The sequence below is a fragment of the Modestobacter sp. VKM Ac-2984 genome (assembly GCF_026967985.1).
Taxonomy (GTDB): Bacteria; Actinomycetota; Actinomycetes; order Mycobacteriales; family Geodermatophilaceae; genus Modestobacter.
This window is the reverse complement of record NZ_JAPVBJ010000006.1, coordinates 175,649-200,807: the sequence shown is the minus strand read 5'-3', so window position 1 is coordinate 200,807 and position 25,159 is coordinate 175,649. Positions and strand designations below refer to the sequence as shown.

Below are 25,159 nucleotides of genomic sequence, written 5' to 3'. Positions count from 1 at the left end.
GGGACGCGATCGCGGCGCGTGGGCGCCGGACGGCGGACGGGCGCGGTCGCGCCCCCGGCGGACGAGGTCAGGCGGTCAGTTGAGCGTGTCGGTGATCAGCTCGTCCGCCTCGGCCGCGGCCGTGGCCGAGTCGGTGCCGCTGGCGATCTCCTGGAAGAGGTCCTCCAGGATCCGGGCGCCCTCGACGTCGGCCCACTTCTCGGCCGGCGGCGTCAGCTCGGCGTCGACCGCCGCGGCCAGCGCCGCCTGGGCGTAGACGTCGTCACCGAGCGCGTCGGCGTACTCGGTGTTGCCCGGGATCAGCCCGTTCTCGGCCAGCATCGTCTGGTACTCGGGGCTGAAGATGATCCGCAGCAGGTCCCGGGCCAGCTCCTGGTTGCCCGACTTCGCCGGGATGCCGATGTTGGAGCCACCGGCGAACACCGGCGCGGCCGAGCCCTCCTCCAGACCGGGGAGGGCGAAGATGCCGGTCTTCTCCTCGTTGCAGGCCTGCTGCTCGGCCAGCAGCGCCTTCGCCGCCTCGGACTCGTCGTCGGCGGCCACGCCCTTGTTGCACTCGGGCAGGTCGATGCTCCAGCGGGCCCAGGTCGGGGCGGAGAACATCGCCGCTTCGCCGTTGTTGAAGGCGATCCACGGCTCGTTGGAGTCGGCGTCCCGCGGTGCGCTGGTGGCCGTGCCGAACAGCTCCTGGACCGCGGCCAGCCCCTCCTGTGACTCGGGGGTGGACAGCGCCCCGACCCACTCGCCGTCCTCCTCGACGGCCAGCTCGCCGCCGTGGCTGTTCAGCCAGGCGACGCCGTTGTACCAGTCCTGACCGGGCAGCCAGAACCCGGAGAAGCTCGGCGCCCCGGTCGGGTTGGCCTGCTGGAGAGTCTGCGCGACCTCGGTGAACTCGGCCAGGGTGGTGGGCACCTCGACCCCCGCGGCGGCGAAGAGCTCCTTGTTGTAGAAGACCGCGCGGGCGCCGGAGTAGTAGGGCACCGCGTAGAGCGTGTCGTCGACCGTGCCGGCGTCGACGAAGCCCTGCAGCAGGTCGTCACCGCCGAGCTCCTCGTACATGTCGCTGATGTCGCTGAAGGCGCCGGCGTAGGTGAACGTCGGGCTCTGGGTGTTGCCGATCTCCACCAGGTCCGGCGTCTGGCTCTCCGACGTCAGCGCCGTCTGCAGCCGCGGGACGAGCCCGTTCCAGTCCTGTTCCTCGATCACCAGGGTCGAGTCGGGGTGCTGGGCCTCGAAGGTCTCGACCAGGTGGTCCCGCAGCTCCTGCGGGGTGTCGGAGCCGGCGAGCCACAGCCGCACCTCGCCCCCGCCACCACCCTCGTCACCCGCGGCGTCCCCGCCGCCGCAGGCGGTCAGCGCCAGCATCCCGACGGCCAGAGCGGCCAGGCCACTCGTGCGTACGCTCTTCATGTTGGGGTTCCTTCCCGAAGCGGGGACGGTGCCGGACAGCGCCGTCCCAGGGGCGTGCTCTCCCGACGTGCAGGAGGTCGGCTCGGGGTCGTCGCCTGGGTGCACCACCACCCAGGTCGCGTGACCGCGTTCGCGAGGTCACGTGACCCCGAGCTGACCGGACAGCACGAGCACGGCGGCCCCGGACAGGGCACCGTGCTCGCCGAGCGAGGTCATCCGCAGCTGGACGTGGCTGCTGACGACCGGGATGGTGCGTTCGCGCAGGGTGGCCAGCGCCGCGTCGCGCAGCGGCCCACCCAGCAGTTCCTCCGGGCCGCAGAGCACGACCTCGGAGAGGTTCAGGGCGCTGACCACCGGGGCCAGCACGATGCCCAGCCGGCGCCCGACCGAGGCCAGCGCGGCGTCCCGGCCGGCGGCGTCGAGGCCGGCGACCCGCCGGCGCATGGCCGGCACGGACAGCACCGTCTCCAGGCAGCCGCGGCGCCCGCAGGCGCAGAGCTCGGGGCGGCCGAGCGGGGCCCGGTCGTGCTCGTCGCGCTCGTCGAGGGCGGTGACGTGCCCGAGCTCACCGGCGGCGTGCTCGTTGCCCTGGACGAGGGCGCCGTCCAGCACGATGCCGGCGCCCACGCCACCGCCGACGGTGAGCACCAGCAGTCCGTTGCCGGAGGCGCCACCCCAGGTGAACTCCCCCAGCGCGGCGGTGTCCGCGTCGTTGGCCACGTGCACCGGCAGCTCCAGCGCCGCGCTCAGCTGCTCGGCGAGCGGCAGGTCGTACCAGCCGCGGTTCGGGGCCTGCAGCACCCGGCCGGAGAGGTCGATGACGCCCGGGGAGCCCACGCCCACCCCGAGCACCGGGCGGGTGGTCGCTGCCACGAGCTCCCGGCACAGCCCCAGCAGCACCTCGACGGCCGCGGCGCCGGTGCAGCCGCCGACCGGCGCCGTTCGGCGCTCCCGGACGGCGCCGGAGAGGTCGAGCACCGCACCGTGCACCCGCTCGTCGTCGGCCAGGTCGACCGCGACGATCTGGAAGGCCTCGGCGTCCAGGCCGACCAGCGTGCCGGGCTTGCCGACCTTGCCGTCGGCCTGCTGGCCCAGCTCGGTGACCAGGCCCTGGGCGAGCAGCGAGGCGACGAGGTCCGAGATCGTCACCCGGGTCAGCCCGGTCGCGCGGGCCAGCTCGGCCCTGGACCGCGGACCGGCGTGGAAGAGCAGCTGGAGCACCATCGAGCGGTTGCTCGCCCGGGCGTGCTCGGGCAGCACCTTGGCGGTGGAGCGCAGCGCTCGCCTCGGCTGCGGGGGGTCTGCGACGGTGGTCACATTTGTTAGGCAACCGTCCTTACAAACAGCTGTCAAGGGGGTGGCGCACCGATGATCGGAACACAACGTCCTGGTGACCCAGGGGCCCTCCCCGGACGCACGGGCGGACCGGCGGTGTGCGGGAGGGCGTGGGAATTTGAACCCCCGAACGGGGATTGCCTCTTAGGATTTTCTGGACCGCTCTACCTCTCGCCGACGCGACCCGAGAGGACCCGGCGCGTCGCGTTTATGCAGGTAGACAGCAGGCCGAGGGTCGTCCGAGTATCCGTCAGGTCGCCTCAGGTCGCGTCCGCCGCTAGCCCGGCGTTAGCGCACGGACCGCGCCGCTCCCGGCGTACGGTCACACAGGGCAATGACGCATGCGCGCTTGGGAGCATCTACACGTGCTCGCGGATCTAGTGATTCCGCGATGGGGCAAGTGCGGGGCCGGGCAGGTGCTCACGACTCCGTCCCGCGCAAGATCCGGCGGTGGCCGTCCTAGCCTTCAGCGAGACCTTTGGGGTCGAGCCGATCGGGCTCGTTGGTGTGGTCGCGTTCACTGAGGCGCAGGTCGCCCTGAACCGCACGGTGTCCCTGATTGGACCGTCAGACTGGAACATCGCCAACTACGTCGCGCGGATACACCTGGGCCAGGTCATCGAGCCCCTTCGGCGGAACCCCCGACCTCAACCCCGTCAACGAGAAGGACGCACCAGACCTTCTGGAGTTGACCCGCTTGCGGGGACACCTCGTTCCTGCGGTCTGAGGCTCAGGCCGCGGTAGTGAGAGTGTGCCGTGCCTCGAAGGCCGCCGGCGGGATCTGGCCGAGGGCCAGAGTGCCGTCGGCGGAGGTCGTGGAACGTCTCGAGGTAGTCGAAGACGGCGGATTTGGACTCCCGCCGTGTGGCGAACCAGCCGCCGGGCTGCTGGTCGAACAGTTCGCATTCCAGGGTGGCGAACACGCTCGCGGCCAGGGCGTTGTCGAGGCATGCGACGCTCCCCATGCTGGCCAGCGCCCCGTGGCGGCGAAGCTCGCGCTCCAGGGCGTGGGAGCTGCACTCCCCGCCGCGGTCGCTGTGGCGGCAGCCGTTCTCGCCGCGTCGCGCGTACTCACTTAGGCAGGTTGCCAACCATGGGCGCAAACCGACATGGCCGGACCACAGCCACGTCCCACGGTTCAGCCATCCGGCCGACGCATCGAGCCCCGGGGTTGGAGTCTCGACGACGACGTGAACCGACTACCGCGCAGTCCACGACCCCAGGTTTCCGGAGCGGCGGTCACGCTGCACTCAACGCGCGGTAGTCATGCGGAGAGCGAGGCGACCAAGCCTTGCAGGAACACCTTCTCGACCACTTCCTCGGTCGGCACGACTACTTCCCGCGCAGCGAGTGGGCCCTGACGCCAGCCAGGTGCCGGGCTCCGTACCCGCAGGCCGCGATCGCACCAAGGAGGGTCATCAACCATATGGCCGACCCCGATCGGGAGAAGGCAAGGATGGGCAGCTCGCGTAGTTGAGCTGTTGGCAGCACGGCGGGGCCGCACCGACCTAGCGCGTCGCACGATTCCGGCGAAGCGGCAGTCAGAATCAGCGCGACTACAGAAAAGGCGCCCGCACCGAGCAGCGCCACCGCGCCTCGGACGCCGTCCGACAGACCCGGCCCGGAACCCGCAGGTGTCGGGCGCACGACGACCGCCGACATGCCGCCGTAGAGGTGGTGGGCCGCGAGGGCAGCCCCGCCGAGGACGACGAAGAGACCGAGCAGCGAGGACCCCAGGACGAACCCGACCACAGCGCACGCGCCGACCGCCAGGAGGACGACCCGGTCGCGCGCACGGGCCCGGGCCAGCGCCTCCGATCGTTCCAGCTGCCGACTGAGCTCGTCCTCGATCTGGCGTAGCGTGGCGTGCGCACCTTCCCCCTGCGCGTTCAGGTCGGCGCGCAGGGCCCGGAGGCTGTCCAGCTCCTGGCAGAGCCGATCCACAGCCGCGAAGTCGGGCGCCCCACCACGCGCGGCCGCCCGCCGCCCCGGCTGGATCCCGCGCTGCGCGGCGGTGTCCAGAGCCCGGCGCAACCCCCTCCGCAGCGAGTCCTGCGCCTGCCGGACCGTGTCCAGACGCCGCTGCCGCTCGGCGTTCAGCTCAGCGGCCGCTCGCCGCAGAGCCAGCTCCTCGGCCTCGTGCTGCCGGGCGGCGGCAGCGGGCAGGGACTCCAGCCGCGCCCAGTGCGCGTAGAGGTCGGCCACACCGGCCTTGTCGGTCACCATGCCGCGAAGTCCTCGTGCTCGAGTGGACGGAGTGCGGCGATGGTGCGAAGCCCGGCCCGACCATCGCGCGCGTGGAAGAGCAGGGCGCGTCCCGCACCGCAGGCAGGGACGTCCGACGGCAGGAGACCGGTCGCGTCCTCCACCACCTGACGGGCGGCACCCACGAACACCAACGTGTGGTGGTCGATCTTCGGATCCTGCGCGGGGACAGGCGTCGAGCGGAGGTCGGTCCAGTGACCGAGGACGTGCACGCCGCTGCGGTTGAAGTTCTGGAGGTCGTCCCCCCAGTCCTCGTCGTAGGCCCGCTGCTGGAAGTCCGTGTACTCCGCACCGAGCAGAGCCGCAAGGGTGCGACGCCCGGCGCGGGCGGCGTCGGCGACAGCCGAGATGTAGTCCTCGGTCTCGTCACCGCCGAACGTGCGCACCTCCGCCCCGAGCCGCACGAGCGCCTGCTGCCACGGCTCCATGCCGGCACCGGCACGGAAGCGCGCGGGAAGCCCATTGAGGACGAGCACCTGCGCGCCCGTGGCCAGCGACGACAGGACGCTGAGCGAGGCGGTCTGCACCGTGGCGACGGCACCCAGGACGTCGTTGCCCAGCACCATGAGGTTGTTGCCCGTGCCGACTTCCAGCATCGCCGTGGCCGGCGCCGCCGCCACCGTGCACTCCTGCCCGAGCCACATCTGGCTGACGTCGTCGTCGCCGGTCGGCCGCGAGACCTGGAGCATCTCGTGGAGCTGGGCCGGGGCGTTGCCGCGGTAGACGCGGAGCTCGTCGGTCCGCGGATGGCGCCCGGCGAGACCCTCCTGAAGCTCGTCGAGGTAGTCGTGGTCGGCGTAGGCGACCACGAGGCTCTTGTTTTCCTCCTGCAGCCCGTAAGCCTTGTTGAGCACGGCCTGCCCTCGGTACCGCAGCCGTGCCGCGGCGTCGTTGCCCAGTCCGAGGAAGATCTGCGAGTCGGGCTTGGGCAGCTTGAGGACGAGCCGGACCGGGAACTGCGCGAAGATGGCCTCGTCCTTGCCGCCGGCGAACCTGATACCGCTGAGCGTTTGGCTGGCCAGGATGACGTGCAGCCCGAAGGCCCGCCCTTTTCGTACGACAGTCTCGAGGAGCGCGGTCGCGGTCTCGTTCGTCTCACCCTCGAAGAGGACCTGGAACTCGTCGACGACGAGGATCCAGCGAGGCAGGACCCGTCCCGTGGTCCGGCGGAAGCCGGCCAGGTCCTTGGCGCCCTCGGCCTTGAAGAGCGACGAGCGTCGTTCGATCTCCGACACGAAGTGCTGGAGTGTGGCCAGGCCGAACTGGACGTCGCTCTCCATCGAGACGACCGAGGCGTGCGGCAATGCGGCCCGTCGGTCACCAGCGAAGCGCTGGAACTCGACGCCCTCCTTGAAGTCCAGGAGGAAGAAGCGCAACTCGTCCGGCCCGTACTGCGCGGCCAGCGAGTAGATCAGCACCATGAGCAGGTTCGTCTTACCCGTGCCCACGGCCCCACCCACCAGCACGTTGTGCAGATTGCTCGCGGTGTCGCCGAGGACTAAGTCCACCGTCTGCGTGCCGTTGCGCCCGAGGATGCAACGGACTCCGTCAATGCTGCTGCCGACAGGCGCTCCGGCCACCATCTCGGCGAAGGGCACGTTCGGCAGCGACCCGACCTTCGCGGCTTCGACGACGAGGGCCATGACGCGCTGCTGGGCGGTCAGCGGCACCGGTGGCGGCGTGGTCACGACAGCTGCGCCCCTGGCTCCGGGAACGGCGAGGCTCCACCGTCCGGGCCGATCGGGGCGCAGGACTGGCTGTCCCTGCCTGAGCCGGGCGAACGGGAGGTCGCCGGGCGCCGGCGCCGACGGGTCCACGTGCAGGATCACGGAGACACCGCGGGCTGCACCCTCGTGGAGGATGCGCTCGAGGGCGTCGTGGGTCGTCGTAGACCACTGGGCGGGGGCGTCGAGCACCACGAGGCAGCGGTACTGGTGCTCGTGCTGACCCGTGGCCACTACGAGTGAACCCATGTCCGGGTACTGCCCAGCCATCGACTGGTCGACGTTCACGATGTGGGCCAGGTGCTCCTCCAGGGACGCCTGGAACGCCGCCTCGGTAGGCGGCAGGTTCACCAGGATCCCGTTGTCCGCGGCGCCCGCGGACTGGAAACCGGAGAGGTGGGTGCTCAGGCGCGGGTTGAACACCGTGACCACCACCTGCCCGGCCGGTGCCGACAGGTACGTCTGGGCCACGAGCGAGGTGACGATGTCGCCGAACCCCGCAGTGCTGCGCTCGGCCTCGATGACCACGTGCCCGCGGTTTAACAGCGACAGGAGCGCAGGCACCTCCGGCAACTGCCGATCGACCTGGCTCGCCGCAGGCAGCCGCAGGGTCCCAACGCTCACGATGTCCCGGACGGCGAGGGACGGGCAGAGGTCCTCCGCGCGGAGGCGATCCGACGGCGCAGCCGGACGTCGCCCGGCGAAGCTGGCGGCCGCATCCCGAAGTGCGATGGACCCGGCCTTCACCTCGTTGGCCAGTCGCGTCGCCCGCACCTTGCCCTGCTTGTCGCGGTTCCGCTCCAGGTCCGCCCGCTGCTGGTCGAACGCCGCCGCGGCTGTCCGCGCGGCGGCATCGTGCCGCTGCACGGAGACGTCGACGTCGGCAGCCAGCGCCCCCAGGACGGCGACCAGCTCGGCCGTGAGAGCGCCCTCACGGCCGTCGAGCTCGCTCAGCCGTGTGTGGTTGTGCTTGAGGACCGCGCGGAGGTCGGCCACCCGCGGGTCGACCACCTCCGGTGCAGGTGCGACGGGTGGAGCCGGCAGGATCGTCGTCCCGTCGACGGGAAGCCCGCCGCAGGTTAGGCAACGGGCCGTCCCTCGTACCGCCGCACCGCACTTGCCGCAGGCGAGCAGGGTCTTGGGCATCGAATCAGCCGCGAGTCATCATCTGCGCGTGGACGGCCTGCGGGTCGGGCCAGTCCTGCCCGGCCTCGTGCCAGTCGAATGTCCCGGATGCGCGGGCATGCAACTCCTGCACCACGGAACCGCTGACGACATGGCACCACCCCGGCCACGAGCGCGCGTTCGTCGGACCGTCCAGGAGGACGCGCCAGCCGGGACGCGACGCCATGCGGTTGTACAGCGGCAGCGCGCTGAAACCGGTCAGGACGCCGACGAGGGCTTTGAGCCCGTGATCACCGATGAACACCTGGTTCGCAGCGGTGACCGACCAAACGCGGAAGGGCAGGACGGCGGCCTCAGCCTCCGGAACATCCTGGGCGCACCAGGCCGCAATGTCGGCGCCTTCGGCGAACGCCGCCACGTCCTTCGTGGACCGGAGGGGCAGGGCCGGGAGAAGCACCTCAGCGATGACCGTGTCCGTGGCCGCGCTGCGGACGGCAGGGTCACCGTTGCTCGCGGCGACCGCGTTGACCAACCGCATCAGGCCCGCATCCTTGTCTCCGGTTCGGAAGCTAGCTGCCGCAAAGATCCCGTGCAGCTCTGCTGGCGTAGCGGCCAGCGCACTCGCGACGCGGGGCTCGAGTGCCAGGACCGCCGACGGGCTGTCGAAGGCCAGCGAGCACCGTGCCATCGCCAGCCAGGCGCGCGCGTCCTGCGGACGGCTCCGCACGGCCTCTTGCGCCGTCACGAGCGCCATCCGGCGACCGTCCTCCTCCACGGCGATGTTGTCCGCGACGAGGTCGGACAGCGACAGTGCGACGGCGAGACCGACCTCGGCGTCGCCGGGCCACCGGGCGAGCGCGCGACGGCACGCGGTCTGAACGCCGTTGGCATCGCCACGACGCAGAAGGTCCGCGAGCTGCTCGCACAGCTCCTCGACCGTTTCGGCGAAGGTGACGATCGTGTAGTGGCCGTCCTCGGTGACGACGAGGTCGTCGGCGTCATTGCCCTTGAGGATGACCAGCGAGAGGTTCTGGATGTCCTTCTTGATGCGCTCGGCCAGCTCTCGGCCACCGGGGCCGTTGGCCCGCTTGCCCCAGAACTGCCGCTTGCGCTTGATGTTGCTCTCGAGCTCGGCCTCGGGCTCCGGCGGAACACCGAAGTAGGCCAGGATGTCAGGGCGGGAGGTGCTCCGCGGAACGGCTTCGAGCACCCATTCTGGTGTGGTCATCACTGCACTCCCAGCTCAGCGATGGCAGCCATCGCGTCGCGCTTCTGCACCGAAGAGAGGGCACCCTCGCGCTCCACGGTGACTTCACCGATGAGGTTTCCGGACTCGCCGTCGTAGGCGAGGAGCCTGACGATCTGGTCGGCCGTGTAGGACAGCTCCACCCGCATCGGGTAGCCCGCCGGGACCGGCCGGCCGAACCGGGCGTGGCCCTCGCCGATCTGCCGCACGAAGTCGAGGCTCTCCTCGTCGCCCTCGTTGATGCGGACCCAAATACCGGTCTGGCCATCCTCCACGGTGCAGAAGACGCCGGAGCCGGAAGCGGGCACGGCGTGCCCGGACGGGATGATGATCGAGTTCATCTCCTCCATGCCGCGGGCGTCGCGCACCGTGGTCATGCCGAGCCCGTGGGACGCGATGTCCTGCGGGATCGACATCGTCGCGAGCTCCGACCGGGGGTCGGCGTTCCCGCTGAGCTTCGTCGCGAGCACCGCGGCCCCACGGGCCACGTCCTCGTCGAGGTTCTTGGAGAATTCCGGCTCCCGCCCGATCAGGGAGGTCAGGACCTTCTGGAACGCCGGGATGCGGGACGAGCCGCCGACCATGAGGACGGTGTCGATGTCACCTGCGGCGATGCCGGACTCCTCGAGCGTCACCTCCACGGTGTCGCTCACGTCGCTCAGGGCGTCGCCGATCGCGGCTTCGAACTCCGCACGACTCAGGGTGAAGGGGAGCGGACGGGCGCCGGTGGACAGCGTCCGGGTGGAGGTCTCGGCGGACGAGAGCTCCTTCTTCATGTCCTCGGCCTTGTCGCGAGCGTCCTGGATCATCCAGGCCTCGCTCAGGATGTCGATCCCCGCTTCCTTGCGGGCGTGCTCGGCCATCAGCTCGATGATGATCGCGTCGAAGTCCGCACCCCCCAGCTTCCGGTCGCCGCCGGTGGCGAGCACCATCATGTCGGCGTTGTCCTCCACCCGCATGATGGTGACGTCGAACGTGCCGCCGCCCAGGTCGAACACCAGGACGTTGGCACCGCGTGCACGGCTGTCGAGCCCGTGCACGATCGCAGCAGCGGTCGGCTCGTTCAGGATCCGCACCACCTGAAGACCGGCCAGCTCGGCGGCGTCCCGGGTCGCGGAGCGCTCGGATTCCCCGAAGTAGGCCGGCACGGTGACGACTGCCCGGTGGACGCTCCCCCCGAGGTGCTCCTCAGCGATCTGCTTCAGCTTCTTGAGGACCAGGCTGGAGAGCTCCTCCGGTCGCCACACCTTGCCGTCGACGGCGAAGTCGTCGCCGTTAGCCAGGAAGGTGTTCGCGCCCATCCCGCGCTTGAACAGCGATGCCACACGCTCGGGCTCCACTGCGGCCATGGACTTGGCCCGGTCCCCGACGACGATGTCGCCGCCTGCGGGGAAGTGGATGACCGACGGGACGATCCGCGCCCCGTCCCGGGCGGCGATCGTGGTGGTGACGCCGTTGCTGTCGGTCACGGCCACGACGGAGTTCGTCGTCCCCAGGTCGATGCCAATGACTGTCATGCGGAGCTCTCGTCTCTTCTGTCGATGGTCACGATCGGCTTGCGAAGTGGTGCGTGGGCGATGCGCAGGCCCGGGCGATGGGTCTCCACGACGACCGGGCGGGGGCCGGTGCCCGTGGCCGCGACGACCTCGACGTGGTCCAACGCGACCTCTTCGCCCGGGAAACCGAACTCCTCCACCCCGGAGCCTGCGAGGCCCTGGAGGAGGTGCTCTTCGAGCCAGCGGTGGCCGTCGTCATCCAGCCGCCTCAGGTGCAGGACCGCTTCGTGCACGGTCAGGACCAGAGGCCATTCGCGCCAGGCCTCGGCGACCCGCTGTGCGGACCGCAGCTGCGCCTGGACCTCGTCGAACGCCCGGTCCCGCTTCAGTGCCGTCACGAGGCTCGGGAGGATGGAGTCGACGTCGGCCTTGAGCCCGGAGATGTCGGCTGCGATGTCGGTCAGGGCTGGCTGCCCGTCGGTCATGCCGCGCTGCTGGTGAGCGTGCGCGCGAAGCGCTCGGGAAGGGCCGCGGCCTCGAAAGACCTCAACAGCCGGCTCTGCACCGCGATCGCGGTCGGCCCCTGGAAGGCGAAATGGAGCGTTACGTCGGTGCCGACGGCCTCGCTCTCCACCGCGATCACGGAGGCGACCAACGGCTTGAGGATGATCTCCAACACCGAAGCCAGCACGATGGGGACGAGCATGAAGGACGCGATCATCAGCGCGACCCAGAGGCGGAGGATCTGGGCTGCGATCAGCACCCAGCCGGCCGCGTCCCCGCCGATCCGCACGAGCAAGCGGGTGACCGGGGCGGTCAGGCGCCAGGGCAGCGAGATGAGAGCCATGAAGGTCCTGAACCCGCGGGCCGGGGGCACGTACTCCTTGGCCAGGAGAGACCCCGGCTCCGTTCCGTCACCGACGATGAAGCTGCCCGACGGGAAACCGAACCGGTCGTCGTCGAGCACCTGGAGCGCGTGCACCGTCGTGGCCAGCGCGTACGCCTGGTCGACGCCGCGGAGGGTGACCGACGTCCGCGCCGGCGGACGGTAGCGGAGGAAGAGCAGAACGCCGGAGCCGACCAGCGCTAGGACGACGAACATGCCCCACAACGCGGTGAATCCGAACCACAGGAAGACGACGATGTACATGATCGGGACGCCGACCATGAGCAGGAGACGGTTGATCTGCGCGCTGGACATGACTCCGGGACCGCTCAGACGCTCTGGCTGTAGGCGCGAGACTTCTGCTCGGCCTTGCGCACGGACTCGGCCGCCTCGGTGACCGCCTTCTGCGCCCTTTTGACCGACTCAGCGACCTTCCCGGAGACCCCCGTGGAGGACCCACCCAGCACCGACTCGGCCTGCCTGACCACTGTCTGGAACTTCGCCTGCGCCCCGCCCATGCCGGTGCTCAGCTTGCCCATCTTCTGCGCAACGTCTCCGATGGCCTTCTTCAGGTCACCCGCAGTCTGCGTCATGTCCGACTACCGCCTTGTGTGTGTGATGGAACGAGTGGATGAAGAGGAGCGCGGCTACAACTTCGCCGCGTAGTCCTTGGCGGCGCGCTCGGCCTCGGCCAGGGCGTCCCGCGCGCTCTTAATCTTCTCGCTGGCCTCGTCCAGTGCCGCGGCCACGTCGGTCGCCACGTTCTGCCCGGTGCCGTTGAGCGCTGCCTTGGCGTCACTGAGGCTGGCGCGGTTGGCCTTGTGGAACTGGTTCAGCGTCTCCCCCAGCGTGCGGGCTTCCTTCGCGACCGCGTTGACGGCCTGCTTGAGCTGTGCGACTGACATGGGTTCCCCTCAACATTGGTGCCGCCCGGACGATGCTCTGTGTGCGCCCGGCAATAGCTTCATCGGCAGCCGCGGTGACACCTTGAGTCGTCAATCGGAGGGACGGGGACGTGGCGCATTCGCGGCGCACGACACTGCGCAACAGTGGGTTCTCGGCGTCCCGTGAATGTGGCGTGACGTCGCTCGCCGTATTCGGGTCCAGGGCGGCGTGACCACCACCGTCGCCGCACTCACCCGCCGCCTCCAGCGCCTCGAACGCGAATTCGAGGGCTTGCGCGCACGCCTGACCGACGGCAAGTTCCGACTGGGGCCCGCCGTGGACGCCGCACGCGCCACGCTGGGCAGCTCGTCTCGCTCCGACGCACGCAGGGCCATCGACACCTTCGCCACGGCCGCTGACCGGGTGCGGCATGCCGAGGACGGACTCGATGCGGCCGCGTCAGCCGTTCGCCGGTACTTGGACGACGTGACGTCCGTCGCCGCTCAGGATGCGCGGGTGCCAAGCGCGCCGTCTGCCAGTCCGGTATCGCTGCACGACTTCTCCGAATTTGTAACCGAGGGCTCGCCCTCCGCCGGCGCCCGGCTCTTCCAGTCGGGACCCTTGTACCCCCACGCGGACGAGTGGACCGACACTGTCGCGCAGGTCGGTGACCGCTTCTTCGTCGGAGAACCAGGCGCCGGCCGGTTCGTGGTCCCCGAGGCGGAGGTCTCGAAGGCCGACGGTAGTGCCAGGCGCTATTACGAAGGTGTGCAAGTCGGGCCCCGCGAGGGTCCTGACGGCCACCACCGCTACCGCGGCGGAGGACTCCAGGGGTACGAAGTCGTGAAGCCCCTGCCATGGGCCGAATCAGTCGCCCGCGCCAACATACAATTCGGCGACGGCGGGTTCTCGCAGCGATTCCTCCCGAAGACGCTGACCGATCTCGAGGCCTCCGGCTACATCCGGAAAGTCCACCACCTCCCCCTGGACGACATCGAAGCGAGCATCCCGAGCGGCGGTCGTCACTCACCTGCACCGGAGGAACCATGAACGACCGTGCCACGCTCCCGCCAGCAGCGGGTGGCGAGCCGTATGCCCCGCTGGAGCCGCTGGTCGCCACGCTGCTCAGGCGTGGGGCGAACCTGACGAGGCCTGGGCAGCCGAACACTCCTTTCGGGCCTAGTCCGGAGGGGTACATCGCCGTACTCGACCAGCGGATCGACTGGGACTACGTGCAGTCCCATTTCGTCATCCCGCCCTTCATCCGCTACGACGCAGCACGCGACGCCATATTCGACGACGCGAACTGGACCGCCGTCTACGGCTCCTCGGGACGGTTGGCAGCTCGATGAACGGTCCCGCCCGCGTTCAAGCTCAGTCTCATTCCTGACGATGAGGGTTATACGTCCCTGCGAACTCCCCGGGGGCCTTTCCGCTAGTCGATGTCCGCGCCGGAGGCAGTGAGCATGTTCCCGCTATACCATCCGGGCGCCCCAGCAGCCCCCACCACGTCATCGGCCGCGCGGCCGAACGAGCGCGGCGGATGACGGACGTGACGATCGGTGTCGACGAGCTCGTCAAGCAGCTCCGTACCCCGCAGAAGCGCCTGACGAAGCTGCGCACAGAGCTGAACGAGGCGGAGCTGCGTCTCAAGCCAGCAATCGCTGCGGCCACGGCAACCTTGTCGGGATCCTCGACGGACCGGACGCGCCGGGTCGTCGAGCTTCTCGAGGGGGCTCAGAAGGAAGCCCGCCAGGCCCAGCGCGACGTCCATAAGGCGATCGTTGCGATTGGTGACTACGTTTTGGTGATCTCATCGGCCGGAACCACGTCCGTGGACACCGATGCGCCCGGGAGCATTCCCTCCACCGGCTCGCCGGTCACGCGCGAAGCCGAAACAGACGACGACGACGCGCGAGCAGCTGAGTTGAGCACGGAGCTCGCGATGACGATCGCCGAGACCCTGCCGCACCTTGGAGATGCGATCAGTGAGGTCCTCAACGCGCTGACGGGCGTGGACGCCAGTCCTGGGCTCACCTTCTGGATGGCTGTATGCCACCTGGCGCTCTACTACGTGGCGCCCCGTGCCCGGCTGGACAAGGATGCGAAGGAAGAAGTCCGGAAGCTCCGGGCCGAGGCCGGGGCGCACATCGAGCACTGGATAGGTGTCTACGGCGAACCGCAGTCTGGACAATGACCCGTGTGGGGAACGGATCCGGACACACACCGCGGCGGACGCAATTCCGCCTGGCCACATGGAAAGGTTGATGGCGTGGGACTGAACGCCGCAGTCGAGAACGCCCTCCGGGACACCTATCGGGCGATCCTCGCGGACGATCGCGACATGCTCGTCGAGGCACTGGGTGCATACGAGGAGGTGGGCGTGATGGAGACCTTCGCGATGGCCCAGGTCCTTCTCCCCGCGACCTTGGCGACCTTGCACGGTGGTCGTCTCCCGTCGGAGCAGATCGCGCGCCAATTGGCTCAACGAGTGACCGACGAGGAGGGGACGAACTGGGCCCCGCTCCCGCCGGCCGAATCCTTCGCAACCGTTCTGGTTCGGGCCTGCGGGCACGAGATCGACCACCAGGTCGACCCTAGGGATCTGATCATGATTCTGGTCATCGCTACCGCGAACCTTCTGCGTCACCCTCCGGACGGATGGGAGTGGAACAGGGTGCTCGATCACGTCGAGGAACTGCTCGAGGCGAGCGTCTGATCGGCCAGGGTGTCGCCGGCCATCTGTAGAACGACATGTCGTCGCTTTCCGTCAAGGCGGCACGAGGGAGCCAGGGGCGTTCGTCCGGGTTGGCCCTGCCGGCACCGTGGTGGCCGGCCGCTGGAGCCAGCGCCCATCAAAGCGACGCCGCAGCCTCCGTCAAGCGCCCAGTGCGCGCTGCAACGCCGCCACGAGTGTCTCTTCGTCGAGCGTCTCCACAGTCCCGGGCACACTGAGCACAGCCCACAGCAGGACGGCCATCTCGGAGCGCGTCAGCTCCCGACCGAGGATCGGCGCCAGCAGTGACGCCGCTATCTCCAAATCGACGATGTCGCGCCCCCAGAAGGTGAGCGGGATCGCGGGCAGGACAGCCGCACCGTGGCGGGCCACCGCGGCCTCCGCTGCGCCCTGGAAGTCCAGGTCGCCGTATCGGCCCGCCCCTGCGAGCCGGTCCTCGTCCCGAGACGCCGCCCGCATCCGCCTGCGACGGCGCCCGGGGCGCTGAGCGGCATCCGCCGCGTCGGATGGCGGGGCCGCCGGCGCATCCGGAACTGGCAGGGCTGCTGCAAGGAGGCGCAGGCTCTCTGCCACCGCTGCCGACGGCAGCACGTCGGCGACGTCCTTCAGCAGTGCCGCGGCATTGCGCCATTCGGGGCCGCCCGGCTCGACGGTCGACAACACTTCGACCAGCAGCGTGCCAGCCCGCTCGGGCTCTTCAGCCACCCCGAGCAGTGCGGCCGCGGCCTCACACGACACGAGCAGGTATCCGGTGCGGTCGGCCAGATATGCACGTGCCGCGGCCACGCGAGAGCCGTCGTCGGGCTCTGCATCCAGCCGTGCGGCGACGGCGGCGCGGGCTACCGCCCGGGCGAGGTCGAGACCGGACTCCGGATCGTCGCCACGCACGAGCCGGAGCGACGCTCCTGCGCTCCGAGGGCATTCCCGGTCGGCGTGGACGGTGACGCGCCGACTCGCCGGCGCCTCCTCGTTCCGGTACCACGGGCCGAACGGGCCCCCCGGCCATTCGTCGTGGAGGAACCGCCCACCGCCGGTCATCAACTGTGGACCGGCGCCGGGCTGGTCCTCCCACGCAGTGAGGACACCGTCGACGACGTGCACGTAACCGCCTGCTCGCATCACGACGGTGTAGGTACCGCTGGGCCCCAGACCTCCGCGCGGCAGGCCCACCCGGTCCCCGACGTGCAAGTGACGAAGCCCCTTGCCCCAGAGCTTCACCTGCTCGTACCGGTCGCCGTCGTGGAGCGTGTCGTAGGTGCCCATCAGATCCTCACCATCGTGTGCGGGCAGCAGGAGTCCCCGACGGTGGGGCGGTCGACGGACCGCTCCACCGCCGCGGTCAGGGCCGGCGGAACTTGTCGAGCAGGGCGCCTAGGTCCAGCCCCTCGTCCGGCAGCGGGATGTCGACCAGGGAGTCGGTGTTCCGCGCGTGGTATGCCGCCGCGGAGAGTGCCTTCAGCGCACCCGCCCGCCGCCAGCTGGCCATCGCGGTGAGGACGAGATCGGTGGCTGCATCCGACCCGCTGGACACCAGCCGGACGGCGTGTCCGCGTTGGCCCAGCGCCTCTGCCGCGGTCAGGACGAGCAGCGAGTGCATGTCCATCGGCTCTCCCGTGCCACCGTCGGCAGCGAACCGCAGGTCGATGATGCGCTCGGCGGCCTGCCGGTAGACCCCCCACGGGGTGGCCCACACCGCGGCCCGACCGTCATGACCTGGCAGCTCCCCAGTGGTCAGCAGGAGGTGCAGGCGTTCATGGATCGCGGCCAGTGCTGCATCCCTGCTTTCCCCCTCCAGCTTCCGCACCTTCAGCGCGGCCCGCTGCACCGCCCGGACCAGCGTGGACGACAGGACGACGAAGGACTCACCGGCGGCAGCCGGTGCCGGCAGGGTTCCCTCGAGCAGCGCGTACGCGGCCTCCAGCCCCAGCAGGTGCAGCACCTCTCCGTTCACCGGGTCGGGCAGCCCTGCGACGGCTGACCCCGGCAGCGGCGCTTCCCGGTCGGCGACCGGCAGGAGCGCGCCGAGCAGGTTCACCCCAAGGCGATCAGCCGCCTGCTGGAGATCCCCGTCGTCGGTCACCAGGCATGCCTCGTGCGCGGCTGCGGTGAGCACCCGCACTGTGTGCGCCACCTCGAAGTCGGCGTCACCGGGGACGCACCGACCCTTGTCCCCGGGCAGGACGAGGTCCAGGTCCCCGCTGTCCCGGCACAGCTCGTCGACGTCCGCTCGGCTGAGCACGGCCCGGCGCGCGGCGTGGACGTCGAGGAGCTGCTGCGGGTTCCTGAGCGCCATCCCGGCACGCCGGGCCACCGCCCCGGCGTCCTTGCCGTTCTGCAACCCCTTGTGAGCGGCCACCCGGGCCAGTTCGGCGACCACACGTCCGGGCACGACGGCCACGCCTTCGCCGCCCAGCCATTCCTGGACCTGCGGCTTGAACTCGTTGTGCCACTTGCCGCCGCGGAGGACCGCGCAGGTGTCGACGACCACCTTGCGCATCCCGATCGGCGTGGTGAGGAGCCCGGCGGTCACAGGTCCTCCTCCAGCAGGTCCTCGTCAGCGCTCAGCAACGCCCGCCGGAGCGCCTGACGCTCGAGGGTGGCACGGTGGTCCTGGAAGGTCTTCTCGGCGCGCTCCACGACCTGCACGAGGGACTCGTCGCCACCCTTGTAGGTGTAGGAGCTGGGGGAGATCAGCTGGCGGTCGCGCTGCACCGCCAGGAACTCGGCCCCGCCGATGCGTCCGCTCCAGTAGCAGATGGGGAGCACGAGCCCCCACGGGTGCGCCGACCGGAGGAGCTCGGTGAGGTCGAGCCCGGTTCGCCCGTCCGGCCGGTCGAAGTCGTGATCCAGCACCATGACGAAGGGATCCGTCCGGTTGACCAGGACGCGAGCGGCCTCGTCGATGTCGTCGAAGGTGGTGACGTCCCAGTCCTCCGCCTCCAGCAGGTCGACGGCGCCGGCGAGCTGGTCGTCCTTGTCGTCGACGACGACGACCGGAAGTCGCTCAGTCATTGTTGTTGTCCTTTCGGGGGATCGGTCGGGAGGCCCGCCCCTGACGGCGCGCGGCGGAGGGAAGTCGGAAGCAGAAGCGGCTGCCTTCGGTGACCGCGGTGTCGACCCAGAGCTGACCGCCGGCCTGACGGATCATGTTCTCGGTGACCCGCAGCCCGATGCCGGCTCCCTGGCCGGGCTGACCCGGAATGGTCCAGTTGGCGACGTTGTCGGGCAGGTCGGCAGGGACGCCGTCCCCGTGGTCGCGCACCGAGACGACGACCCAGCCGTACGGGGCCACGGTCAGGTCGTCCCGGTCGGACTCGTCGAAGGTCGCAAGCAGCTCGACATCGCGCTCGACGTCGTCCTTGCGCCGCCCGTGGGCCTTCAGCGCGTTCGTCACGAGGTTGTGCAGCGCGAACTGCAGCAAGGTCGCGTGCGCACGCACAGCCATGGACGCGCAGCCGTCGCGATCCTGGATGACGAGGCGACTGTTGGCCCCCTCGGCGTCGTTGCCCAGCTGCTCGATGACGACGTCCATCGAGTCGCGCACGTTCACGGCCCCGGCGGAGACGCGTTCCTGCTCGGCCGCCGCGGCGATCTTGTCGATGCTCCGCTGCTGGTGGTCCAGGCTCACCCGGAGGCCGCGCTCCACCTTGTCCAGGAGGTCGAGGTACCGCAACATGTCCGCCTGCACCTCGGGCGGCATCTGCTCCCGCAGCTTGCGGACGACCGTGGCCAGCGTGTCGGTCCGGTTCCGGCCCACCCGCAGGTGGTTGGCCAGCTCGTGCTGGAGCAGGGAGTTGTAGGCGGCCAGCTCAGCGGTGGTCCAGACCGGACCCTCGTCGGCAGAGCTCAACGCCTCCTGCGGCTGGTAGGTGGTCATCAGGCTCGCCTGCGCGCTGGTCGACAGGACCAGGTTGCGCTGCGCGGCGGCCCGCCCCAGCTCCTGCGCCAGGTCCGCCTGCCCCGCCTCGTGGAAGGCGCGCACCGCGGCGCTGGCCAGCTCCTCGGCCAGTTCCCTGTCCAGGGAGGTCCCGCTCGGCAGGTCGAGGACCTGCAGCACGGCGTCCGGAGAACCGACGCCTGCCAGCAGCCGCCCGGCGGCCTGCGCGACCGCAGGCAACTGGACGGCGCCGGCGGCCACCTCGGTCTGGACGACGAGGAGGCCATCCTGGGGGCTTCCGCCGTGCGCATCGAAGAGGGCGCCCACCAGGTCTGGGCGATCGGCCAGGCCGAGCGGACGAGCCGCCTCACGGAGTCGCTCGACACCCGCGGGCAACAGGGCCCGTGCATGTGCCGATGCCACGGCGCCGAGGAATGCGGCGAACTGCTCATCCGCGTCGTCGTCCTCGTTCAGCCGCACCTCGACCACGGCGTCCAGCTGGGCGAACGGACGGCGGCGCAGGGGGTAGCTCCGGGCGATCTCGAGCAGCTGAGCGGGGGTGAACCAGGCCTCGGGGTCGGTGCCACGGTGCCGGCTGAGCGCTCGGACCGCCCGGACCAGCAACTCCTCCGCCGTGCACAGCGCCTTCCGTGCGTTCTCCCAGGCCACGTCCTCGGTGGCGCGGTCGGGTTGCGGCAGGACCTTCTCGGGAAGCAGCGCGCCGACGATCGCCGCGGTGTGGAAGCCGGCCATCGCGACAACTTTGTCGGCGGCCATCTGACGCAGCGCCTCATCGACACGGTCCGTGCGGCGGGCACGCGGGAAGGCCGACAGCCATTGCGTCCACACAGCACTCGATGGCGTGCGGCCCACCCGGCGCATCCGCTCCATGAGCCGCTCGATCGCCTTGTGCTTCCCTCCGTCGCGTCGGTAGGCCAGGGCGAGCGCCTCCCATGCCTCCATGGGCCAGGCGACCTGTGGGTAGCGACGCATCCACGTCTCCGCCGCTGGCGGCCCAGTGCGCACGGCCAACACGCGGACCAGGTGCGCCACCATCACCGGCGGATGCGGCATGTGCCGTCGCACCTTCGCCCGGGCGCCGAGGCCGTCGTCCTCCACGTCGAGGATCTCGCTGGTCCGAAGCGCGCCATCGAGGTCATCGCCGGACAAATGCCCGGTCACGACCGCCTGGACCACAGCGGGATTGCCGGAGAGACGGGCCGTGGCCTCTGCCGCTGCCAGGTCTCCCCCGGCAATCTGAGCCAGCGCCAAGGGAAGGGCGAGCCGGGACAGCGTCTCGGGCGCCGCCTCGACGAGGTGCATCAGTGCGGCCTCGACATCGACGGCGTGGCAGTCGGCAGTCAGATCGATGAGGCGCTCGAGGTCGGTCTCGGAGGGGACCGCCCCACCGCGCGCGAATGCGGCCAGTGCGGCAGCTAGCGTCTCCGGAGCGCGCGTCCTCGCGGCACTGTCGAGGACGAGCTTGCGGTGTGTGCCGTTGTAGGTGAAGACATCCGCCGAGCCCTCGACCAGCCGCAGGGCGACGCTGACGTCGTCTCGAAGCAGGGCGCTCAGTGCCGCTGTGAGCAGGCTCGCCGGTGGGTCGACGCCGCCGCTGTCACGGAGGTCGGCGGCCCAGTCGAGCAGCGCACAACACACTCGGCCCGTCTCGTCCATCGCCAACAATGCGTAGACCTGGACCCGGCGTGCCTTGATCGACGCCGGGAAGCCGTCGTCCAGGTACTGCTGATAGGCGGCGAGAGCTGCTTCGAACCGCATGGCGTTGGCGAGAGCCGTCACATGGGCCAGTCGATGCTCGGCGGTCGGATCCAGGCCGGCCGCCACGGCCTTTCTGAGGACTGCTTCGCTTTCATCGGCGGCGCCGAGCTCTGCAAGGACGACGAGGGCGTCGTTCACCACACGGACGCTGAGTCCGCAGGTCGCGGTCGCCAGCTGGGTCAGACGCATCACGTGCTCGGCGGTGCGACCCTGCGCCGTCCGCACGATGTTCATTGCGCGTCCGGCTGCGATGACGCTGGAGAAGCCACCGGAGCGCTCTAGATACTCGATGGCCTCGGTCAGCTGCGAACGCCCCCGCGCCCTTTGCAGACCGGAGAGGAACGCCGTCGTATCACCCTCGGTAGCGAGTGGCACCCCTGCACGGAGGAGAATCCGGACCAACGCCTCCGCCTGCTCAGTGCCGCGCTTGGAGAGGTGTCGCCACGCGGTCAGCCCGTGCGTTTCGGTGAACCCGTCCGGGAACGTGGCATGCGCGGCGACCAATACCTCCGCCGCCGCGGCGCCGTCTCCCAATCGGGCCAGCAAGTTGGCCTGCATGACGAGGTGACCGCGGCTGAGCACATCCGCCTGCTGGACAGCCTCGATGACCCGAGCGGTCGCATCACGGCAACCCTGCTGCGCCGCTTCCATACCCGCGAGTGCATCGATGGCCCGCAGCGCGTCCTTGGCGGCGTCCGCCGTCAGCGACGACTCGGCGGCCGCCTGCCGCACGCCGTCGGCGATTGCCAGCGCCGCCTGCGCCATTCTGGCTCGCGGAGCCACCGTCTGACTTTGCGCAGGCATTGCCGGGACCCCGCCCAAGGCAACCTCATTCCCACAGAGCTCGGCGCTCCCTCGGTCAGGCGAGCACCCCAGCGGGAACTACATCGGCCGACAGCGAACCGACCTTGAGGGGAATGTTCACGTCTTGAGCTGACGTCTCGCCTGCTGTTGGGACAGGGCCGCCCCGGCTCCGGGCGTTTGCCGGCGACCTCGCCGCCTTGCACTGAAGGAAGTCGGGGTCGAGTGCCACACCTTCTGCATCTCAGGTGAGCCAATTCGTCGTAACGAGTGCCGACGGCGCCTAAAAACTAGCCCCATGAACGTGAGGATGCGAACGAGCCCCGCAGCGGTCGTTCCTCACCCACCGCCTGACTGACTTCGGGTCTTCAAGCCGATCTGTCGGTTCGGCCGCTGCAGGGCTGGTTCGCACTCACCGGTCGAGGGTTCGTGACTTCATAGGAGCTCGCGCCAGCAGGCACCCGTCACCGTCTTGTCCGCTCGCTCGTTCGCCGCCCTCTGCGGCGTCTCACCACTCCCCACATCTTCCGGGCGCACCCACCGGCACGGGCTCAACCGCGGCGGTGACCGGCAGGCCAATGCCGCGATCCACCGGGTCACGCTCTGCGGGATGCGCTGGGATCCCCGCACCCGCGCCTACGTCCAGCGCCGCACCGAGGAAGGCCTGTCGAAGACAGCACATGATCCGCAGCCCCAAGCGACTGATCGCCAGCGAGCTCTACTACCTACTCCCTCATCGCCGGCCGCATCAGCGGCTTATCGGTGCATTGGAGCACCCTGCCGAACGCTGCCCGGGATGCCGGGCAGCGGGGTGCAGAGCCGGCGTAGCTCCTGCCCGAAAACACGGCTACTGCCCGCAAAGGTATTGACAGTGCGCGGGCGAGACGGTCAGATTTGTCGCCCCGGGGGCCCGGGTGCGACGGGGGGATCCATGCGATTCGACGCTGTGCCCTGTTCTGTCCTGTTTCAGCTGTCGGCCGGCTGTCCGGCGCTGCTGCGCGTCGACGAATCTGCGCACGCATGACCCACGCCGCAGACACCCCACTGGACCCCGTGCTGGACGGTGGTGCCCGGCCGTCCGCCGGAGTTCCCGACCCAGGGGTGGACGCCGCCACGGTCGAGCCGATGGTCACCGACGCGTCGGCCGAGCCGGCCCCGCTCGCCGCGATTCCCGACGCCGCCTCCACTGACGCCGCTTCCGCCGACGCCGCGGTGATGGAAATTCCCGCGGCGGAAGCCGTGGTCGCCGACGCCCTGGCGACGTACACGGCCGCACTGGCCGAGCTGCGCGGCCAGGTGGAGCGGTTCCACGACCGGGCCCAGGCCCAAGAGCAGGTCATCGAGCGCATGCAGGAGCGCATCGAGGACCTGCAGGCCGACCAGGTGCGCGCGCTGCTGGGACCGGTGGCCACGGAGCTGGCGACGCTCCACGGCGAGCTGTCCGAGATCGCCGGCCGCGACCCGGCCACCATGACCGCGGAGCAGCTGGCCAAGGAGGTCGGCATGCTCGTCCACCGCGTCGAGTCCGGCCTAGAGCTGCTGGGCATGGAGACCGTCGGAGCGGCTCCCGGGGTCGCCTTCGACCGCCGGTGGCACACCGCGACGCGGCGCGTGCCCACCGGCGACCCCGACCGCGACGGGACCATCGCCGCCGTGGTTCGCCAGGGTTTCGGTGCGGAGGGCTCCACGCGGGCCACCGTGATGGCGCGGGTGACCATCCACCAGTACGACCCGACGCTGGCCGCCGGCGACGCCTCCGCTGCACCCACCGCGGTGCCGCCGTCCCAAGCTCCGACGCCGCCCGCCGCCGTCCCCCTGCCGCCGGTCGCCCCCACACCGACCCCTCCTGCAGCACCTCAGCCGAACGCGGTGACCGCCGTGGCCGGTCCACCTTCGCCGGCCCCTCGGCCTCCCGACGTTCCGTTGCCGCCCGTCCCGCCGGGCTACCACGAAAGTTGAGTCGACCAATGAGTGAGCACGTCTTCGGCATCGACCTCGGCACCACCTACTCGGCGATCGCCTACATCAACGACTACGGCCGACCCGAGGTCATCCGCAACAGCGAGGGCGACGAGACGACCCCGTCGGTCGTCTTCTTCGAGAGCGAGTACAACTACGTCGTGGGTCGGGAGGCCAAGAACGGCGCGATCGTCTACCGCGACCAGACCGTCTCCCTGATCAAGCGGCAGATGGGGACGGCGACGCAGCTGGAGTTCTTCGGCCAGCCCTTCTTCCCGGAGACGATCTCCGCGGTGATCCTCAAGGACCTGGTGGCCAGCGCCCGGGACGCCACCGGCATCGACACCAACGACGTCGTCATAACCGTGCCTGCCTACTTCGGTCTGGCCGAGAAGGAGGCGACCCGCCAGGCGGGGGAGATCGCCGGCCTGAACGTCGTCGGGGTCATCACCGAGCCGGTGGCGGCCGCCCTCTCGACGGGGCTGAAGGGCGATGCGGAAAAGTCGCTGCTCGTCTACGACCTCGGCGGCGGCACGTTCGACTGCACGATCATGCGGGTCTCACCCGACGGCATCGAGGTGCTCGTGACCGACGGCAACCGGCTGCTCGGTGGTGCCGACTGGGACTCCATGCTCTTCGACCTGGTCGCTGAGAAGTTCCGCAACCAGGCCGGTCTCAGCGAAGACCCGGTGGACGACGAGGACTTCGCGCAGCGCCTGCTCACCGAGGTCGAGACCTGCAAGATGACGCTGAGCCGCAAGGAGAAGGCCAGCATCAAGTGCAGCTTCGGCAGCGCGGTGGAGATGGTCGAGATCACCCGGGCCGAGTTTGAGTCCGGCACCCGGCACCTGGTCGACCAGACCCTCGACATCGTCGCCCGGGCGATGGAGGCGGCCCAGGAGAAGTCGCCGGGGCTGGGCTACGACGACGTCCTGCTGGTCGGCGGTTCCTCGCGCATGCCGATGATCGAGACGTCGCTGCACGAGCGGTTCGGCTGGACGCTGACCAAGACCGAGTTCGACCTCGCGGTGGCCAAGGGCGCGGCCATCTACGGCCAGGGCACGGCTGGCTGGGTCGACCCGGTGACCGGCGCCGACACCGGCGCCGCGGCGGCTCTCGGCGACGTGCCGCAGGACGACAGCCAGGGCCGGACGCTGCTCATCGGTGGCCGGGCGATGACCATCGCCAACGTGCTGTCCCGCAGCATCGGCGTGCAGTTCGTGCGCGACGGCGCACACCCGGGGCAGGTGGAGGAGTACATCGGCTTCCTCGCCCACGCCCAGGCCTCGCTGCCGCTGGAGATCCGCGAAACGCCGGAGACCTACAGCGACGACACCACCGAGCTCAGCATCCGCATCTTCGAGCAGACCGGGGAGGCGGAGTCGGAGACGATCGCCGACAACCGGGAGATCACGCCCGAGGCCGGGGCGACCTTCACCGGCCTGCCGCGGCTGCCGAAGGGGTCCCCGATCGAGGTCCGCCTGGCGATCGACGCGGAGGGGTTGGCGACGCTCTCCGCTGTGGAGCCCCGGAGCGGTCAGCAACTGACCGTCACGGCCACCCTGTCGGTCATGCAGAAGGAGGAGCTGGCGGCGGCCACTAAGATCGTCGCCGGCATGCAGCGGGCCGTCTGA

21 protein-coding genes are annotated in these 25,159 nt (G+C 70.1%); 7 read left to right on the top strand and 14 right to left on the bottom strand.

Annotated elements, in window-relative coordinates:
* Nucleotides 1-75: 75 nt before the first annotated feature.
* The 10 genes from O2W16_RS14230 to O2W16_RS14185 all read right to left on the bottom strand — a co-directional run bounded on the left by O2W16_RS14230 (nucleotide 76) and on the right by O2W16_RS14185 (nucleotide 12,392).
* The gene (locus tag O2W16_RS14230) at nucleotides 76-1,410 is read right to left on the bottom strand and encodes an extracellular solute-binding protein (RefSeq protein WP_269159469.1); all 1,335 of its coding nucleotides are present in this window, start codon (nucleotides 1,408-1,410) and stop codon (nucleotides 76-78) included.
* A gap of 138 nt (nucleotides 1,411-1,548) precedes the next feature.
* Nucleotides 1,549-2,727 (bottom strand): ROK family transcriptional regulator, encoded by a 1,179-nt coding sequence (locus O2W16_RS14225; protein ID WP_269159468.1) that lies wholly within the window; start codon nucleotides 2,725-2,727, stop codon nucleotides 1,549-1,551.
* Between the two features lie 1,350 nt (nucleotides 2,728-4,077).
* Nucleotides 4,078-4,971 (bottom strand): hypothetical protein, encoded by an 894-nt coding sequence (locus O2W16_RS14220; RefSeq protein WP_269159467.1) that lies wholly within the window; start codon nucleotides 4,969-4,971, stop codon nucleotides 4,078-4,080.
* Nucleotides 4,965-7,730 carry an FtsK/SpoIIIE domain-containing protein gene (locus O2W16_RS14215; protein WP_269159466.1) on the bottom strand — a complete coding sequence of 922 codons (2,766 nt, stop codon included), beginning with the start codon at nucleotides 7,728-7,730 and terminating at the stop codon, nucleotides 4,965-4,967. Before O2W16_RS14215 ends, O2W16_RS14220 begins: the two co-directional genes overlap by 7 nt.
* Before the next feature lie 154 nt (nucleotides 7,731-7,884).
* Nucleotides 7,885-9,087, bottom strand: a complete 1,203-nt coding sequence (locus tag O2W16_RS14210) for a hypothetical protein (protein WP_269159465.1) — start codon at nucleotides 9,085-9,087, stop codon at nucleotides 7,885-7,887.
* On the bottom strand, nucleotides 9,087-10,622 hold the full coding sequence (locus O2W16_RS14205; RefSeq protein ID WP_269159464.1) for an Hsp70 family protein: 1,536 nt from the start codon (nucleotides 10,620-10,622) through the stop codon (nucleotides 9,087-9,089). Before O2W16_RS14205 ends, O2W16_RS14210 begins: the two co-directional genes overlap by 1 nt.
* Complete coding sequence (locus O2W16_RS14200) at nucleotides 10,619-11,086, bottom strand: hypothetical protein (protein WP_269159463.1); 468 nt, start codon at nucleotides 11,084-11,086, stop codon at nucleotides 10,619-10,621. The genes O2W16_RS14205 and O2W16_RS14200 overlap by 4 nt, the downstream gene beginning before the upstream one ends.
* Entirely contained in the window at nucleotides 11,083-11,802 is a 720-nt protein-coding gene (locus O2W16_RS14195; protein WP_269159462.1) for a hypothetical protein, read from the bottom strand. The genes O2W16_RS14200 and O2W16_RS14195 overlap by 4 nt, the downstream gene beginning before the upstream one ends.
* Nucleotides 11,803-11,816: 14 nt before the next feature.
* Complete coding sequence (locus tag O2W16_RS14190) at nucleotides 11,817-12,080, bottom strand: hypothetical protein (protein WP_269159461.1); 264 nt, start codon at nucleotides 12,078-12,080, stop codon at nucleotides 11,817-11,819.
* 54 nt (nucleotides 12,081-12,134) lie between these two features.
* Entirely contained in the window at nucleotides 12,135-12,392 is a 258-nt protein-coding gene (locus tag O2W16_RS14185; protein WP_269159460.1) for a hypothetical protein, read from the bottom strand.
* 208 nt (nucleotides 12,393-12,600) lie between these two features.
* On the opposite strand from O2W16_RS14185, the gene O2W16_RS14180 reads away from it, so the two are divergent.
* The 4 genes from O2W16_RS14180 (at nucleotide 12,601) to O2W16_RS14165 (ending at nucleotide 15,091) form a co-directional block, all read left to right on the top strand.
* Entirely contained in the window at nucleotides 12,601-13,422 is an 822-nt protein-coding gene (locus tag O2W16_RS14180) for a hypothetical protein (RefSeq protein ID WP_269159459.1), read from the top strand.
* Nucleotides 13,419-13,724 carry a hypothetical protein gene (locus O2W16_RS14175; protein WP_269159458.1) on the top strand — a complete coding sequence of 102 codons (306 nt, stop codon included), beginning with the start codon at nucleotides 13,419-13,421 and terminating at the stop codon, nucleotides 13,722-13,724. Before O2W16_RS14180 ends, O2W16_RS14175 begins: the two co-directional genes overlap by 4 nt.
* A gap of 191 nt (nucleotides 13,725-13,915) precedes the next feature.
* A complete protein-coding gene (locus O2W16_RS14170) occupies nucleotides 13,916-14,569 on the top strand; it encodes a hypothetical protein (protein WP_269159457.1) in 654 nt (217 codons plus the stop codon).
* 75 nt (nucleotides 14,570-14,644) lie between these two features.
* On the top strand, nucleotides 14,645-15,091 hold the full coding sequence (locus O2W16_RS14165) for a hypothetical protein (RefSeq protein WP_269159456.1): 447 nt from the start codon (nucleotides 14,645-14,647) through the stop codon (nucleotides 15,089-15,091).
* Nucleotides 15,092-15,250: 159 nt separating this feature from the next.
* Here the strand turns inward: O2W16_RS14165 and O2W16_RS14160 are convergent, their stop codons facing one another.
* From O2W16_RS14160 to O2W16_RS14145, 4 genes are all read right to left on the bottom strand, one after another.
* Entirely contained in the window at nucleotides 15,251-16,372 is a 1,122-nt protein-coding gene (locus tag O2W16_RS14160) for a hypothetical protein (protein WP_269159455.1), read from the bottom strand.
* Nucleotides 16,373-16,448: 76 nt separating this feature from the next.
* Nucleotides 16,449-17,639 carry a hypothetical protein gene (locus tag O2W16_RS14155; protein WP_269159454.1) on the bottom strand — a complete coding sequence of 397 codons (1,191 nt, stop codon included), beginning with the start codon at nucleotides 17,637-17,639 and terminating at the stop codon, nucleotides 16,449-16,451.
* Complete coding sequence (locus O2W16_RS14150) at nucleotides 17,636-18,121, bottom strand: hypothetical protein (protein WP_269159453.1); 486 nt, start codon at nucleotides 18,119-18,121, stop codon at nucleotides 17,636-17,638. The genes O2W16_RS14155 and O2W16_RS14150 overlap by 4 nt, the downstream gene beginning before the upstream one ends.
* Nucleotides 18,114-21,530, bottom strand: a complete 3,417-nt coding sequence (locus tag O2W16_RS14145) for a sensor histidine kinase (protein WP_269159452.1) — start codon at nucleotides 21,528-21,530, stop codon at nucleotides 18,114-18,116. Before O2W16_RS14145 ends, O2W16_RS14150 begins: the two co-directional genes overlap by 8 nt.
* Before the next feature lie 508 nt (nucleotides 21,531-22,038).
* Between O2W16_RS14145 and O2W16_RS21695 the strand changes: the two genes are divergently transcribed.
* The 3 genes from O2W16_RS21695 to O2W16_RS14135 are packed head-to-tail and all read left to right on the top strand — an operon-like array spanning nucleotide 22,039 to nucleotide 25,159.
* Nucleotides 22,039-22,590: a transposase gene (locus tag O2W16_RS21695; RefSeq protein WP_442928916.1), complete on the top strand. Its 552-nt coding sequence runs from the start codon at nucleotides 22,039-22,041 to the stop codon at nucleotides 22,588-22,590.
* Nucleotides 22,587-23,525, top strand: coding sequence for a nucleotide exchange factor GrpE (gene grpE / locus O2W16_RS14140; RefSeq protein WP_269159451.1), 939 nt, complete (start codon nucleotides 22,587-22,589; stop codon nucleotides 23,523-23,525). The genes O2W16_RS21695 and grpE overlap by 4 nt, the downstream gene beginning before the upstream one ends.
* A gap of 8 nt (nucleotides 23,526-23,533) precedes the next feature.
* Entirely contained in the window at nucleotides 23,534-25,159 is a 1,626-nt protein-coding gene (locus O2W16_RS14135) for an Hsp70 family protein (RefSeq protein ID WP_269159450.1), read from the top strand.